This window comes from Micromonospora sp. NPDC048907, assembly GCF_055586885.1.
On sequence record NZ_JBVJHI010000001.1, the window covers coordinates 587,786 to 601,940 of the forward strand.

15 protein-coding genes, 1 tRNA gene and 1 pseudogene are annotated in these 14,155 nt (G+C 72.3%); 8 read left to right on the forward strand and 9 right to left on the reverse strand.

Features of this window, described 5'->3' with window-relative positions:
* Positions 1 to 260: 260 nt before the first annotated feature.
* The 5 genes from ACZ6PY_RS02965 to ACZ6PY_RS02985 all read right to left on the reverse strand — a co-directional run bounded on the left by ACZ6PY_RS02965 (position 261) and on the right by ACZ6PY_RS02985 (position 4,644).
* Positions 261 to 953, reverse strand: a complete 693-nt coding sequence (locus ACZ6PY_RS02965; RefSeq protein WP_466068667.1) for a hypothetical protein — start codon at positions 951 to 953, stop codon at positions 261 to 263.
* 513 nt (positions 954 to 1,466) lie between these two features.
* Positions 1,467 to 2,759 (reverse strand): GAF domain-containing protein, encoded by a 1,293-nt coding sequence (locus ACZ6PY_RS02970; protein WP_466068669.1) that lies wholly within the window; start codon positions 2,757 to 2,759, stop codon positions 1,467 to 1,469.
* A gap of 168 nt (positions 2,760 to 2,927) precedes the next feature.
* A complete protein-coding gene (locus ACZ6PY_RS02975) occupies positions 2,928 to 3,770 on the reverse strand; it encodes a hypothetical protein (RefSeq protein ID WP_466068671.1) in 843 nt (280 codons plus the stop codon).
* 99 nt (positions 3,771 to 3,869) lie between these two features.
* Positions 3,870 to 4,028, reverse strand: a complete 159-nt coding sequence (locus ACZ6PY_RS02980; RefSeq protein ID WP_466068673.1) for an alpha/beta fold hydrolase — start codon at positions 4,026 to 4,028, stop codon at positions 3,870 to 3,872.
* A gap of 16 nt (positions 4,029 to 4,044) precedes the next feature.
* On the reverse strand, positions 4,045 to 4,644 hold the full coding sequence (locus ACZ6PY_RS02985; RefSeq protein WP_466068675.1) for a TetR/AcrR family transcriptional regulator: 600 nt from the start codon (positions 4,642 to 4,644) through the stop codon (positions 4,045 to 4,047).
* 76 nt (positions 4,645 to 4,720) lie between these two features.
* Here ACZ6PY_RS02985 and ACZ6PY_RS02990 point away from each other — a divergent pair, with 76 nt between their 5' ends.
* From ACZ6PY_RS02990 to ACZ6PY_RS03010, 5 genes are all read left to right on the forward strand, one after another.
* Positions 4,721 to 5,566, forward strand: a complete 846-nt coding sequence (locus ACZ6PY_RS02990) for an alpha/beta hydrolase family protein (protein WP_466068677.1) — start codon at positions 4,721 to 4,723, stop codon at positions 5,564 to 5,566.
* Positions 5,563 to 6,825 (forward strand): YbfB/YjiJ family MFS transporter, encoded by a 1,263-nt coding sequence (locus ACZ6PY_RS02995; RefSeq protein ID WP_466068679.1) that lies wholly within the window; start codon positions 5,563 to 5,565, stop codon positions 6,823 to 6,825. The genes ACZ6PY_RS02990 and ACZ6PY_RS02995 overlap by 4 nt, the downstream gene beginning before the upstream one ends.
* 215 nt (positions 6,826 to 7,040) lie before the next feature.
* The gene (locus ACZ6PY_RS03000; RefSeq protein WP_466068681.1) at positions 7,041 to 7,784 is read left to right on the forward strand and encodes a lysostaphin resistance A-like protein; all 744 of its coding nucleotides are present in this window, start codon (positions 7,041 to 7,043) and stop codon (positions 7,782 to 7,784) included.
* Positions 7,781 to 9,058 carry a sensor histidine kinase gene (locus ACZ6PY_RS03005; RefSeq protein WP_466068683.1) on the forward strand — a complete coding sequence of 426 codons (1,278 nt, stop codon included), beginning with the start codon at positions 7,781 to 7,783 and terminating at the stop codon, positions 9,056 to 9,058. Before ACZ6PY_RS03000 ends, ACZ6PY_RS03005 begins: the two co-directional genes overlap by 4 nt.
* Entirely contained in the window at positions 9,010 to 9,651 is a 642-nt protein-coding gene (locus ACZ6PY_RS03010) for a response regulator transcription factor (RefSeq protein ID WP_466068685.1), read from the forward strand. The genes ACZ6PY_RS03005 and ACZ6PY_RS03010 overlap by 49 nt, the downstream gene beginning before the upstream one ends.
* 22 nt (positions 9,652 to 9,673) lie before the next feature.
* Here the strand turns inward: ACZ6PY_RS03010 and ACZ6PY_RS03015 are convergent.
* Positions 9,674 to 10,483, reverse strand: a pseudogene (locus ACZ6PY_RS03015) (SDR family NAD(P)-dependent oxidoreductase); the annotation flags it as partial.
* 255 nt (positions 10,484 to 10,738) lie between these two features.
* Here ACZ6PY_RS03015 and ACZ6PY_RS03020 point away from each other — a divergent pair.
* From ACZ6PY_RS03020 to ACZ6PY_RS03030, 3 genes are all read left to right on the forward strand, one after another.
* The gene (locus ACZ6PY_RS03020; protein WP_466068687.1) at positions 10,739 to 11,314 is read left to right on the forward strand and encodes a TetR/AcrR family transcriptional regulator; all 576 of its coding nucleotides are present in this window, start codon (positions 10,739 to 10,741) and stop codon (positions 11,312 to 11,314) included.
* A gap of 50 nt (positions 11,315 to 11,364) precedes the next feature.
* Positions 11,365 to 12,153, forward strand: a complete 789-nt coding sequence (locus tag ACZ6PY_RS03025; RefSeq protein ID WP_466068689.1) for an SDR family NAD(P)-dependent oxidoreductase — start codon at positions 11,365 to 11,367, stop codon at positions 12,151 to 12,153.
* Between the two features lie 221 nt (positions 12,154 to 12,374).
* A tRNA-Arg gene (locus ACZ6PY_RS03030) sits at positions 12,375 to 12,450 on the forward strand.
* A 247-nt stretch (positions 12,451 to 12,697) separates the two neighbouring features.
* Here the strand turns inward: ACZ6PY_RS03030 and ACZ6PY_RS03035 are convergent.
* The 3 genes from ACZ6PY_RS03035 to ACZ6PY_RS03045 all read right to left on the reverse strand — a co-directional run bounded on the left by ACZ6PY_RS03035 (position 12,698) and on the right by ACZ6PY_RS03045 (position 13,986).
* Positions 12,698 to 13,162: a hypothetical protein gene (locus ACZ6PY_RS03035; protein ID WP_466068690.1), complete on the reverse strand. Its 465-nt coding sequence runs from the start codon at positions 13,160 to 13,162 to the stop codon at positions 12,698 to 12,700.
* A gap of 73 nt (positions 13,163 to 13,235) precedes the next feature.
* The gene (locus ACZ6PY_RS03040; protein ID WP_466068692.1) at positions 13,236 to 13,601 is read right to left on the reverse strand and encodes a hypothetical protein; all 366 of its coding nucleotides are present in this window, start codon (positions 13,599 to 13,601) and stop codon (positions 13,236 to 13,238) included.
* Between the two features lie 139 nt (positions 13,602 to 13,740).
* A complete protein-coding gene (locus ACZ6PY_RS03045) occupies positions 13,741 to 13,986 on the reverse strand; it encodes a hypothetical protein (RefSeq protein ID WP_466068694.1) in 246 nt (81 codons plus the stop codon).
* Positions 13,987 to 14,155 lie beyond the last annotated feature (169 nt).

The following is a 14,155-nucleotide window of genomic DNA, read 5'->3' on the forward strand; positions in this document are numbered from 1 at the left end:
GATGCGGTGGGTTCGTGGCGGCGGTTGCCGCGGTGCGCCAGGCGGGGCCGTCCCGGGGTTCCGGGTCGGGCGGACCCTGGCGGTGGGCGGTGACGCCGGCCGAGGGCGGGCGTCGTCACGGATGGGTCGCGGAGTCAGGCGGACGGCGGCGACGACCGGTCAGCCGGCCGGCTGGGCTCAGCCGACCGCCGGCGCCGGGGCCGCGCTGCCGGACGGCCCGCCGTTGCGGGCGTGGTCCGGGTCGTTCACCGGCAGGTGCCTCAGGCCGGTCTGGGGTCCGGCTGACTCGCCCGGTTGACGAGTGCGTCGCAGCGACCGCTGTCGTATCCCAGCAACCGCAGCTCGGGTTCCCACGCCCGAGGGGAGCCCTCGGCGGGGACGCCGGGCCCGCCGGCGCCGGCACCCGAGCCGGCCGTGGTGGCCGGCGGGGTGGGTGCGGCGGGGGTGGGGGGCGTCTCGCCGGGGGCGGAAGCCGGCTTCCCGGGCGACGGCGCCCGCACCTCCGCGGGCCCGGGCGACAGCTCGCGGCGACCCGCGGACCGGGACGCCGGTCGAGGTGACGCCGCCCTCGCCGGGCGCACGGCGGCCGGCGTGGCGGGGCGAGGCGACACTGCGGGCGCGCCCGCCTCCGGCGTCTCACCGGCCGGAGCGGGCGTGCGGACGATCGGATCCTCGGGAGGATCGGCAGGATCGGGAGGAGCGGACGGCGCACCGGGTGGCCCGAGGATCGGCTCGGTCAGGTCGAGCACCGGGGCCAGGACGGGCGGCACCAGGTCGGAGATCGGCTCGGTCACGGGCCGGACGACCTCGGCGACCGGCTCCAGCAGCCGTGCCGGTACGACCTTCTCCACGACGGGAGACGCCAGGTCCACGACCGACCGGGTCACCGGCGTGAGCACCTCGGCGACGCCCGCCCGCTCCCCCGGGGGCGGCGCGACAGTCGCCGGACGCACCCGCCGGCCGTCCGCCGTCGGCCGGCCCGCGTCCGCCGCCGCCGGGCCGCTCCCCGTGTCGACTTGACCGCTCCCGGTGTCGGCTTCACCGCTCCCGGTGTCGGATTGACCGCTCCCGGCCGACAGCGTCGGCAGGCGCAGCGGAGCGATCACGGACTGGCCGACGAGCGTCCGGGTGTCGTCGAGCAGGTCCGCCAGGGCGCAGGGCCGAGCCGGCTCGGCCGCCTGAGCCGCGTCGGGCGCCACAGCGTCGTGCAGGGCCCACGCACCGACGAAGCCGCCGCACAGGAGGGCGCCCCGCAGCATCCACCGAGCCAGCCGGCCTGGACACCGCGTCAACGGGCACCTCCGCAGGAGCACCTCTTCACGTCGATGCCTGTGATTGTGCCCGGCGGGACCGGTCCGGCGCCGCCAACACACCGGAGCGGACGCCGACCGGACGGCACCCCGTCCGACGCCCGACGCGGTCACTGCCGGCCGGCGCGGGCACCCGTCGGTGGGTGGACCGGCGACTCAGCGGTTGAGGTAGGCGGCCAGGCCGCCGAGCTCCTCGCTGGCGATGAACACCGACCGCACGTTGAGGATGGCTTCCTCGACGTGGGCCTCACAGCCCCACGCCGCGTCGCCCCACGAGTCGGCGACCTTGATCCTGGCCGGTGCGGTGCACCCCTGGGCGCCGCCGAGCTGGCAGTGCTCGGGGTGCGGTCTGGCGGCCTGAGCGGCCGCGGCGGCGCGCATCCGGTCCGCGAGATCCGCGGCGGCGGCGGCGCGCTGCTCGGCCTCGGCGCGCAGTTGCCGCTCCGCGCGTACCGCCTTGGCCAACTCCTCGTGGGCTGTCCTGGCCCGGGCTTCCGCGGCCGCCTTCGCCTGCTCGACGTGGTGGCGTTCGATGGCCAGGGCCGCGGTGCCGGCGAAGACCCGGGCCAGAGCCAGGTCGGTGTCCTGCGGGACGCGGGGGGTGCGGTGATACATGGCGAAGGTGCCCAGCAGGCCGCCGTCGCGGGCCAGGATCGGTGTCGACCAGCAGGCGGCGAGCCCGGCCCGGTCGGCCAGGTCCCGGAAGTCGTCCCAGAACGGGTCCGTGGCGATGTCGGTGACGACGACCGGTTCCCGCCGGTGCGCGGCGGTGCCGCACGAGCCGACACCCTCACCGGTGGCGATACCGTCGATCGCCTCGTTGTAGAAGTCGGGCAGGCTCGGTGCGGCGCCGTGGCGCAGGTGCCGGCCGTCGGGATCGGCGAGCAGCACGGAGACGAGCATCTGCTGCGGTGCCAGGTTCTCGATGCAGCGCGCCATCCCGTCGAGCACCTCGGTCAGGGGCGCCTGACGGGCGATCTGCTCCAGCATGGCGCGGTGTTCGACCATCAGCCGTTGGGCGTGCTTGACCTGGGTCGTCTCCACGCCGATCACGAGGATGCCCGTCACCGTGCCGCTGGCGTCGCGGCGCGGCTCGTAGGTGAAGTCGAAGAACGCCTCCCGCGCGTGCGGGCCGGCGCCCAGCACGATCCGGGCGTCGCGGCCGGTGTAGGGCTCACCCGTGCGGTAGACCTCGTCCAGCAGAGCGATGAAGCCCTGACCCGCCAGTTCGGGCATCAACTCGGCGATCGCGACACCGGTGCGCGCCCGCTCGTCCCCGATGGCGGCGAAGAACGCCGGGTTCGCCGACTCCACGACGTGCGTCGGCCCCGCGAGCGACGCGAAAACGGCGATGGACTGCCCGAACAGCGCTCGCAGATCCTCCTCCGCCGCCTGCCCGGCAACCGGCGAACTCACCGCCGTGGACCGCTGGCCCGGTACCGCCGTCATGCTTTGTCCCCCTCTCCCGCACGGCCTCGCCGGGTGACTGATCGTTCGCCGCCCGGTGACGGTCGCCAGAGTACGGGGAAGCTCGCCGGGCCGCCGCGCGGCGTACCGGCAGGACGACCCGGGCAGCCGGGAGCCGACGGCAGCGACGGGCACCCTTCACCGGCCGCGTCAGGCGGGCCCTCGACCCGGGCGCGCCGGCCGGTCAGGCGACCACTCGGGCTCGGACCGGGGGCGGCGTCCGGCCCAGCCGGCGAGCAGGTTCAACCCCAGGGCGTACGCCCCGGCGCTCACCAGCAGGGCGGCACTGGCGCTGCGCCCCCAGTCGCCCACCAGCACGGCCGGCCCGACCCAGACATCCATCGACAGCCCGGCCAGTGCGACCGCCGTGCCGGCCGCGATCGGTGGGACGGCCCACAGCAGCCCGGGTGGCGCGTCGAACCGGTCGTCCTGCAGCAGCCCGGCCATGGTGGCGACGAACCAGCCCAGCAGGAGCAGGACCACGAGCGGCCAGCGCGTCGCGCGTCGCCGCAGGCGTCCGAGCAGCGCGCCGAGGCCGACGCCGGCGGCGGCGTAGAGCGGGTAGGCGGCCAGCTCACACAGGAGGACCCGGACCAGGACCGGGTCGTCGAGCGGCGGTGTCGTCAGGAAGGAACCCGTGCGGGCCAGGGCGAGCGGGTACGCGACCGCGAAGCTCACACCTGCCAGGAGCACCGCGAGTGGAACCGCCACCGCGAGCGCCCTGGCCTGCGGATTCCGGCGGGCGAGGGCGGCGCCGACCAGCAGCGCCAACGCCTGTCCGCAGAGGAATCCCGAGGTGTGCCGGAAGATCCGCGTGGTGTGGAGCCGCTCGTACTGCTGCGCGTCGCCCTGCGCGTCGTAGTTGACCCAGAAGTCGTAGAAGCCGTCGTTGAGCGGCATGGCCACGAGCACCAGCAGCGCCATGGCCGGCAACGACCAGACGGCCGGGTGCGTCACGGTGCGCCGCAGCGCCGGCAGACCGATGTCCGCCATCCCCCGAAGCATCGGACAAGCCTCTCCCGCCCCGGTCACGGTTCGGCAACGCGAGGGCCACCGATCAGGGCGAGCCTCCGAACGGGCAATTGCGGTGCGTCAGGCGAAGAAGCGGGTGAGGTGCTGGACGACGGTCTCGGGTTGTTCTTCGGGGATGTAGTGGCCGCTGCCCGCCACGGCGGCGACCTCGGCGTGGCTGCTGACGAAGCCGCCCTTCAGGGAGCGCGCCGGTTCGGCGTCCGACGGGGTCTTCGACATCTGTCCTCCGGTATGTCTAGCTGCCGGCGGGACGTCTGGCCGCGCTGTTCAGGAGGGCGAGCGCCGCCTCGCGGGCGTCGTCCGCGGCGCCGGGGCCGTCGAGATGGTCGGCGACCACTGTCGCGCCTTCCAGGAGCAGGAGAAGCTGCCGTCCCAGCACGGCGGGATGCGCGGCGCCGGCCCGGTCGGCGATCGCGGTGAAGAGGTCCAGGTAGCGGCCGAGATGGTCGGCGGCGATGGTGCTGGCCGGAGCCGCATGGTGCTGGGTGGCGGCGTTGACGATGGCGCAGCCGCGAAAGCCCGGCTCGCTGAACCAGACGCCGAGAGCGTCGAAGACCGCGGCGAGTTGGGCCGCCGGCTCGTCGCCCGCGTCGGCGGCAGCCTGCGCCAGCCAGCGCGTGACGCGGTCACTGCGGGCTTCGAGGACGGAGCGGATGAGCCCATCCTTGGATCCGAAGTGGCGGTACAGCGTCTCCTTGGAGATGCCCGCCTCGGCGCACAGCTCCGCGATGCCCACGCCGTCGAGCCCGTGCTCGTAGAGCATGCCTTCCGCCGAGCGGAGGATCGCCGCCCGAGTGCGGCCAGGGTCGAGGCTGCTGCCTTTGGGAACGGGCACGGGAGAGATGGTACCAGTCGGTGCGATGTGCTGCTAGCGTCTTATCGAACCGACCGGAACCATCTAGGGAGCAGTCGTGTCAGATCCCCTCGTGACCGATCCCATCGACGCCCAGGGACCCGCCGCGCGAACCGTGCCCGTCACCTTCCCGAGCGCGGGCGCCACGCTGCTGGGCGTCCTGCACCTGCCGGCCGGGGTGGGTCCGCACCCCGTCGTGGTCCTGCTGCACGGCTTCCCGGGGCATGAGCGGAACTTCGACCTCGCGCAGGCGTTGCGGCGAGCCGGATACGCGGCGCTGGTGTTTCACTACCGCGGCTCATGGGGGATGGACGGCTCCTGGTCGTGGACCCACGTGCTGGAGGACTCCGCTCGCGTGGTCGCCCGCCTGCGTGAGCCCGAGGTCGCCACGGCTTACGCTCTCGACCCGGGCCGGCTGGCCGTCATCGGCCACAGCCTTGGCGGCTTCGCCGCGCTGATGACCGCGGCCGCCGATCCCGGCGTGGCCGCAGTCGGGTCGGTGGCCGGGTTCGATTTCGGAGCGGCCGCCGCCGCCTGCCGGAGCGACCCGGCCGCGCGAGCCGCCTACCTCGCCGACTGGGCGGGTGAACTACTGCCCCTGCAGGGCACGAGCGCGCCAGCGCTGGTCGCGGAGATGGAGGAGGCAGCGGACGCGTGGAACCTGGCGCGCCTCGCGTCACGGCTGGCCACCCGCCCGGTGCTGCTGATCGGCACCGACCGCGACGCCGTCACGCCCGCCGGTGTCCACCACGGACCGCTGGTGGACGCCTACCTGGCCCACCCCGTTTCCGGGCTCGAGCACCACGTCTTCCCCACCGACCACGCCCTGTCCGACCATCGGGTCGCGCTCGCCCGTACGGTGATCGACTTCCTCGACCGGCACCTGAAGGACGCCACGCGGTGAACCCGATCCGCGCCGCTGCCGAGGCCAGGAGCTCCCGCTCACACCGGACGCCGGGGCTGTACTGGACCGCCGGGCGACTCGCCCTGGGCACCGCGTCGGCCCTGGGGCTCTCCCGATTCGCCTACGGCCTGATCCTGCCGGCGATGCGGACCGATCTGCGGTGGAGCCTTGCCCAAGCCGGTGCCCTGACCACCGCCAACAGCATCGGATACCTGCTGGGCGCCGCGTTTGCCGGTGTCGCGGCACGGCGCTGGGGGTCCACAGTGACCTTCCGGCTGGGCATGCTGACCACGGCCGTCGCCCTGGCCGCCACCGCGGTGAGCAGCGCGTACCCGGCGCTGCTCGCCGCACGCACGGCGGCGGGTGCCGGCGGCGCCCTGGTCTTCGTCGCCGGGGGCGTGATCGCCTCGCGCAGCGCCGCCGCCGCGCGTTCGCCCGCCCCCATCACGATCTACTTCTCCGGGGCCGGGCTGGGCATCGCCGTCAGCGCGGCCTGGCTCCCGAGCCTGGCGGCGCGCGCCCCGCACGACTGGCCGCTGGCCTGGACCGGGCTGGCCGTCTGCGCCCTCGTGGCCACCGCCGTGAGCTGGGCCGCCGCTCGTGTCGACGAACCGGAGCCGCAGCCTGCGACAGGTCGACGCGAGATCCGGCGCCTGTGGCGCACCGCCGTCGCCTACCTGCTCTTCGCCGGCGGATACATCGCCTACGTCACCTTCCTGTCCGCCGCCCTGACCCAGGAAGCCGTGCCCACCTGGCAGGTCAGCACGCTGTGGGCCCTCCTGGGGATCAGTGCCATGGTGGCGCCGCCCGTGTGGAGCCCTCTCATCGGCGCATGGCCGCCGGCGCGTGTCCTCACCACCGTGCTGGCCCTCCTCGCCGGCGCGAGCGCGTTGCCCCTCGTCAGTTCGTCATTCGTCGTCCTCGCCGTCTCGGTCGTGTTCTACGGCGGCACGTTCATGACCGTTCCGGCCGCTGTCACCGCGACGATCCGTGGCGCGACCCGCCCCGAAGACTGGGCTTCCACCCTCGCCGCCTTCACCACGGTCTTCGCCGCCGGCCAGACCGTCGGCCCGTGGGCGGCCGGAACCATCGCCGATCACACCTCGGCCGAGGCCACGCTCGTCTGGGCGGCCGCGCTGTGCGCCGCAGCCACACTCGTCGCCGCAACCCGGAGACCTCAGGTGAACGGTCGAGGGTCAGCAGGTGCCGGACGGCGTCCCCTCGGAAAGCGTGCGCGGGTGGACCTGGATGCAGGGTGATTCGGCAGTCAGGTGCAATGGCAGCGGCCACGCCCGCCGGCATCGTGGTGGTGTTCCCACCCCATCCGAGGAAGCGAGGCGACGTGCGCCGACCCAGCCAGATACCTGTGATGCACCGTGGCGGGCCACGGCAGCCGATCGGGGCCGCCCCGTCGACCACGCCGCAGCGCGCAGCGCCGGCGAAACCGGTCGTCCCGCGACGCCGGGTGGCGCCGGTGGCGACCGTGTTCTTCGTGGTCGCGTTCGTGGCCGCCGGCCTGTTCGGCGCGGCGCAACCGGCCACGGGAATCCCGACCGAGGTCATCCAGCTGACCCAGTTCGGGCCGGCGCTGGCCGTGGCCGTCGTCGCGCTGTGCTGGCCGAGGCGGATCCGGGTCCTGCTCGCCGGCACGTTCGGCACCCGGGGCGGCGGGGACCGTGGCCTGCTCATGGTCGCCACCGCACCGCTCATCATCGGGTTGTGCGTGACCGTGTACGGCGCGGTGACCGGTGACGCCCGGTTCACCCGGCCGGACGCGCTGGACAACCCGTTCCTGGTGATCGTGGTGGCCCAACTGATCGGGGCGTGCGCCGAGGAGATCGGCTGGCGCTGCCTCTTGCAGCCGTTGCTGCGGACCCGGTTCGGCCCGCTCGTGTCCTCGGTCGTGGTCGGCGTGCTGTGGGGCGCCTGGCACCTCCCGGTGTTCGCCGAAGGCCCCGCGTACGCGGGCGGCTTCCTGCTCGCGGCGGTGTCCATGTCGGTGGTGATGGGGCTGGCCCTCGACCGGGTACGCGCCAACCGGCTGCTGCTGGCCGGCGGCTTCCACGCCCTGATCAACCTTGGCATGCTGCTGTTCATGGACGAGGAGGCGGGCGCGGTCATGCCGATGGTGATGTTCGGAGTGTCATGCCTGGCAGCGGCTCTGTTGTGGGTTCGGGCGACGGCCACCCTCCGCCGGGTGCCGGGTCCCGCGCGATGAGGCAACCCGCAACCGGGGCCCGGCCCTGGGTGGCGCTCGGGCGGTGCCACCTGCTGAGCTGGCTCGCTGTTGCCGAGACGGCCGTCTGGTTGGTTGCGGCGCTGGCGGTGTTGGGGCTGCCCATCGGCCTCGGGTTCGTCCTGCTACCACCCGCCGCGGCCGCGCTGCGCGCCCTGTCCGACCGGTCGCGCCGGTGGGCCGGCGCCTGGGCGGGGACACCGGTCAGCGGGCGTGACCGGTTGCCGGACCGCGCAGCGAGCCGCCCCCGCCGGGTCTTCGCGATCCTCGCCGACGAGGGATTCTGGCGCGACGTGCTGTGGGCCGCGGCGGATCCCGTCGTCGGGGGTCTGCTGGTCGCGATTCCGATCTGCCTCGTCTGGTTCGGGGTGTTCGGCGCGCTCGTGCAGCCCCTGATCTGGCAACACCTCGGCCCGAACAACTGGTACGCGTTCGTGCCGGTACGCAGCACCTCGACCGCGCTGGTCGCCGCGGCACTCGGGATGGCCTTCGTGATCGTCGGCGTGCTCGTCGCGCCGCCGATCCTGCGGCTGCACGAGCGGTGGAGCCGGTTGATGCTGTCCCCGCCTCGGCACACGGAACTCGCCCGGCAGGTCGCGCGGCTCACCGACACGCGGGCGGACGCCCTGGACACCCAGGCCGCCGAGCTGCGGCGCATCGAGCGCGACCTGCACGACGGCGCGCAGGCCCGGCTCGTCGCCATGGGCATGACCCTGGACAACGCGGCCCGGCTGCTGGACCGTTCTCCCGAGGCCGCCCGGCAGCTGCTGCTCGAGGCCCGGGACACCTCCACGCGGGCCCTGGGCGACCTGCGCGGCCTGGTCCGTGGCATTCACCCACCGGTGCTGGCCGACCGCGGCCTCGGTGACGCCGTCCGGTCGCTGGCGCTCGACAGCGTCCTCGACGTCGACGTCGACGTCCAGCTGAGCGGCCGGCTCCCGTTGCCGGTCGAGTCGGCCGCGTACTTCGCCGTCAACGAGGCACTGACCAACGCGGCGAAGCACGCCGGTGCTCGTACCGTCCGGGTGGTCCTGACCCACGACGGCCGCACCTTCCGGGCGGTCGTCAGCGACGACGGCCACGGCGGCGCCGACCCCGCGCGCGGCACCGGCCTGCGCGGCATCCGACGCCGCCTGGGTACGTTCGACGGCACGCTCGAAGTGCACAGCCCGCCAGGCGGTCCGACCACCGTGACGATGGAGATCCCGTGCGCGTTGTCCTCGCCGAAGACCTCTTCCTCCTTCGGGACGGATTGAGCCGCACCCTGCGCGAACACGGCTGCGACGTCGTCGCGGTGGACAACGGGCCGGCGCTGCTGCGGGCGCTCCTCGACGAGCAGCCGGACGTCGCGGTGGTCGACATCCGCCTGCCGCCCACCTTCACCGACGAGGGCCTGCAAGCCGCGCTGCAGGCCCGCCGCCAGCGATCCGGCCTGCCCGTTCTCGTGCTGTCCCAGTACGTCGAGCAGCTCTACGCCCACGAGTTGCTCGCCGGTGGGCAGGGCGCCATCGGCTACCTGCTCAAGGACCGGGTCACCAACACGGAGCAGTTCATCGACGCCGTGCGCCGGGTCGCCGCCGGCGGCACGGTCATGGACCCGCACGTCATCGTGAAGCTGTTGTCCCGCAGCGAAGCGCGCGGCACGATCAGCACCCTCACCCCGCGCGAACGAGAGGTACTCGAACTCATGGCCGAGGGCCGGTCCAACGCCGCCATCGCGTCGGCCCTGCACATCAGTGAGAGCGCCATCGCGAAGCACACAGCCGCCATCTTCGCGAAACTGCGGATCGCCCCGTCCGACGACGCGAACCGCCGGGTACTCGCCGTGCTGGCGTACCTGAAGCGCTGACCCGTCAGCCGCCGCGGAACGATCAGCCTCCGCTCGGGCCGGCGCCCTTCTCTCCGCTGTTCCTGCCGTCCAGCCAGCGCTCGAATTCGACGGCGACGATCCGCTCGTCATGCACGCCGGCTGCGGCGTCGGACGCCAACCAGACGATGGGCGGGCCCATCACCGCCGGCTCCAGGAACTGTCGTCCCTCGGGTACGGCCCCGGGCGGCACCATGCCCGTGACGGTCGGGCCCCCGGGCAGCAACAGGTTGACGGTGACGCCCGTGTCCCGCAGGTCGGCAGCCATGATTCGGGAGAGCGACTCGCTGCCGGCGCGTGAGGGCCCGTAGGGGACGAAGCCCGCCCGCCGCATGGTCGATTCACTCACGGAGATGTTGACGATGCGTCCGCCACCGGCGGCCAGCATCCGCGGCGTGACCTCCCGGGCCACGAGGAAGTAGCCGGTCAGGTTCGTCTCGACGACCGCGCGGAAGCCATCGGCGGGAACCTCCCAGAACGCCTGCCGGTGCGTCATGAACCGCGGGTTGACCGTCCGCATGCCGATCCCGGCGTTGTTCACCAGCATGTCGATGCCGCCGAGCCGCGACCACGCCTCGTCGACCGCCCGCGTCACCGACGACTCGTCCCGTACGTCCAGCTCGATGCCGATCGCCCGGGAAGTTCAGCGGCGGCCGCGCGCGCACGCTCGGCGGACCGGCCGGTCAGCGCGACAGTCGCTCCCGCGGTGGCCAGGGCGGAGGCCATGGCGAGTCCCAGTCCGCTCGTCCCGCCGGTCACCAACACCCTCATCGGGATGCTCCCGTCCCACAAACCGCCGGCCTGTGGCCGGCACCCGCGATCTCCAGCAGAGTCACAGCACTCATCAGCGAGACGCTAGGAGCTAGAGCATGCTCCAAGTCAAGCGGCGGTATCCGGATTCGCGCTGCCCCCCAGCCCAGGTGAATCGATATCGACGCCGGGTGCCGGGATCACCGTGCACCACCTCGTGGCCGCACGCCTCGCTGATCGGGATTCCCCGGCCGCCGCCGACTGAGGCGCGAGCCACAGTTGTTGACGGTTCAGTTCCTAACGGGTTAGCGTTCGGCACATGGGCAGGCCACGGACCTTCGACATCGACACGGCGGTGGACCGTGCGATGGAGTTGTTCTGGCGCCGAGGCTTCGAGGCGACGTCGACCGAGGACCTCGTGGAAGGTCTCGGCATCGCCCGGGGAAGCCTGTACAAGGCGTTCGGGTCGAAGGAGGCGTTGTACGCGTTGGCGCTGCGGCGGTACTGCCAGCGGCACGCCGTCGGATTGACCGACGTGTTGGACCGGGCCCCGCAGGTGCGACCGGCGCTGCGGATGGTGCTGACCGAGTTGGTGGAGGCTGATCTCGCCGATCCCGAGCGAGGTTGCCTGCTGGTCAACGCCGCGACCGAGCGCTCCGCGCACGCGGACACCGTCGCGCAGGTCGGCAGCACGATGAGTCGGGTCGAGTCGGCCCTGGCGGGGGCGCTGGAGCGGGCTCAGGTCAACGGGGAAATAAGCGGCGACAAGGATCCCCGTGAGCTGGCGCGGTTCTTCACGACCTTCGTGCAGGGCCTGCGGGTGATGGGCAAAGCCCGCGCGGATCGTGCCTTTCTCACCAGCGCCGTGGAGGTCGCGCTGCGGACGCTCGATTGACTTTTTGCTGCCCGAATTTGGAACTGTTCAGTCAACAACGGAAGAGGATCATGGAACTCGAACTGCAGGACAAGGTCGCCGTCGTCACCGGGGCGAGCAAGGGCATCGGCCTCGCCATCGCCGCAGCACTGCTCGACGAGGGCGCGTACGTCGTGGCGAGCAGTCGCACGCGTACCGCCGAGCTGGACGAGTTGGCCGTCCGCGGGGCGACCGTCGTGCTCGGTGACATCACCGCCGCCGAGACGCCACAGCGTCTCGTCGACGCTGCCGTCGAGAAGTACGGGCGCCTCGACGTGCTGGTCAACAACGTGGGCGCCAGCCCCGCCCGGGCAGGGTTCCTCGACGTCGAGGACAGCGACTGGCGGCAGGTGTTCGACGTGACGTTCTTCAGCGCCGTGCGCACGAGCCGGGCCGCCCTGCCCGCCCTGCTGGAGCGCGGCGGGACGATCGTCAACATCGGCAGCATCAATGCTCGCCTACCGTTTCCCATGGTGGTCGACTACTCCGCGGCGAAGGCGGCGGTGAGCAACCTGACCAAGGCCCTGTCGGAGGAGTTCGCGCCGCGCGGGGTGCGGGTCAACGCCGTGTCGCCCGGTCCGGTGCGTACCCCGTTCTGGACCGACCCGGGCGGTTTCGCCGACGTGATCGCCGCGAGCGCGGGCACGACCGCGCAGCAGGCGCTCGACGAGGTCGTACCGCAGAGCATGGGCATCAGCAGCGGCCGGATCAGCGAAGCGGCGGAGGTCGCCGACCTCGTCCTGTTCCTCGCCTCGGCCCGGTCCGCGAACACCACCGGCGCCGAATTCACCCTCGACGGCGGCCAGGTCAAGACCCTCTAGTGCCGTGACCACGGAGGATCGCGGCGCACGCCGCCTGGCCTGTGGGCCAGGCGGCGTCGCGGCGGGCAGGCCGCGCGGTGGCGTCCCAGACCGTTGGTGAGGTCGGCATCCTGCCGTCGTCGCCCACGCCGGCCGGAGCAACGGCGGATGACAGCGGTGGGCGCGGCAGGGCCCTCCTGGGCACTCATGGCTGACCGCCGGCAGGTACCCTGGGGCGTCGCGCCCTCGTAGCTCAGGGGATAGAGCATCGGTTTCCTAAACCGTGTGTCGCAGGTTCGAATCCTGCCGGGGGCACCAGGTCACACCCTTGATCAACGATCACTGTTCCGCCGTCCGGGACTTCCGTGCCCGCTGCGTGCCCGACCGCCTCGCCACCTTCGCCCTGCTCGCGTCCAGGTGCTGAGCGACCTCCCCGACCGTCGACCGCGCGGGCGTAGTGGCGGGTCGTCGCGCTGGCATTGGTGTGGGCGAGCCGACGGGCGGCCACCAGGACGCCATGCGAGTCCGCGACACAGCTCGCGGGTGGCCCGCAGATCGTGAGGTGTCACGTCAGCCAGCCCGGCCGACCGCACCGCGAGATTGAATCGACGCCGGAAGCCGTGGTAGCTCTGCTGCCGCTGGTAGGTACGGTCACCCGACCCGCCCGGATATCGACGTGACGGCGGCGCAGCGCGAGCGCTTCCCCAATCCGCAACCCACCATGGGCCAGCAGCAGCACCAGCACCCGATCCGGCACGTCACACACGGCGGCGAGCTTGTCGACCCGGGCGACGGTCAGGATGGCCGGATCCGACTCCGGCAGCCGAGGGAGCCGCACCAAAGGGCACGGGCTCGACCCAATGATGTCGCTGTCGACGGCGGCCCGCATGATCTGCGATGGCCCGACCTCTATGGCCACGACGCCCAGCTCTACCCCCTGTCGAACGGGCTCATCGATGAGGCGTCCGGCCCGATGGTCTACTTCACGATCCCGTTCCACCGGGCCGACGAGGTTCAGCGGCAGCAGCACAAATGGCCGCCGACCACGGCCTTGTTTGCTACGACCCGCAGTGGGAGCACCTCCGTCCCGCTACCGGTCACGATCACTGATCCCGCGCTTGATGTTTCTGATCCACCCCAATGCACGCGAGGACTGATGCCGCGTCGGCCGTCAGGAAGAGCTGGAAGTAGTACGGAGGGTCGAGCTGCGTCACCCCGCCAAGTCGCACAGGCTGTTCACCGAGCGCATGGAGCGTCTCGACGGCCGCCGCGAAACCGAGCGTCGGGATGCCTCGATCCCTGGTTATCGCCTCCCGCGCCCGGTACGTGGACGCAAGGTTGTTGGCGGGGACCAATCCGTGCGCACCGTCCCAGACGCGGAAGGACGCTCCCCGCTCAAGGGCCTGACGGCATGCCTTGTTAGCTGGGCTCTCGCCGGCAAGCAGAGAGATCAACTCCTCGCGATTCACGCAGCGACGGTACAGCCATCGGTACAGCCAAGCCGTCCCGCTGAGGCCGACGCTGCCCGACAAAGACGGACGGGCTAACCAGGCAGGCGGACACCTAAGCAGCCACCCCTGATCTTCTTCTAACCCCCAGGCCCATAGCTCAGTCGAGCAGTCCCGGAACCTGCTCCCGGAGCTTGGCCATCACCCGCGACAGCCCGGCATCCAAGTCGTCGCCGTCCCACCGCACGAGTTCCCCGCCCAGCGGTTTGCCCGACACCAGCACCGTCCAGCGACCCCGTTCGCGTTCGCCGTCCATCTTGACGATGGCGACCAGGCCGTGGTCCCCGAGCTGGGCCAGCAACTCCGTCAGGCACTCATCCAACCCCATGGCCGCGTATTCGATCACGACCGCTCAGGGACGCGCGGCGTGCCATCCACGTGCCAGTAGCGGTACTCCGGGCGGTCATCACCGGGCACGAATGGTCACGAGTTGCGTGCGTTGACCTGGCCCACCAGGCCCTTCGTACCCATGATCTTCGTCCTTCCAAACTGATGCTCAGGTGCGCGTGGATACA

Excerpts from the sequence above, each read along its gene's own strand:
- ACZ6PY_RS03005 (WP_466068683.1), top strand. The coding sequence starts at position 7,781 with ATGAGGCAACCCGCAACCGGGGCCCGGCCCTGGGTGGCGCTCGGGCGG.
- ACZ6PY_RS02980 (WP_466068673.1), bottom strand. The coding sequence starts at position 4,028 with ATGTCGAAGACCCCGTCGGACGCCGAACCGGCGCGCTCCCTGAAGGGC.
- ACZ6PY_RS02970 (WP_466068669.1), bottom strand. The coding sequence starts at position 2,759 with ATGACGGCGGTACCGGGCCAGCGGTCCACGGCGGTGAGTTCGCCGGTT.
- ACZ6PY_RS02975 (WP_466068671.1), bottom strand. The coding sequence starts at position 3,770 with ATGGCGGACATCGGTCTGCCGGCGCTGCGGCGCACCGTGACGCACCCG.
- ACZ6PY_RS03020 (WP_466068687.1), top strand. The coding sequence starts at position 10,739 with ATGGGCAGGCCACGGACCTTCGACATCGACACGGCGGTGGACCGTGCG.
- ACZ6PY_RS03025 (WP_466068689.1), top strand. The coding sequence starts at position 11,365 with ATGGAACTCGAACTGCAGGACAAGGTCGCCGTCGTCACCGGGGCGAGC.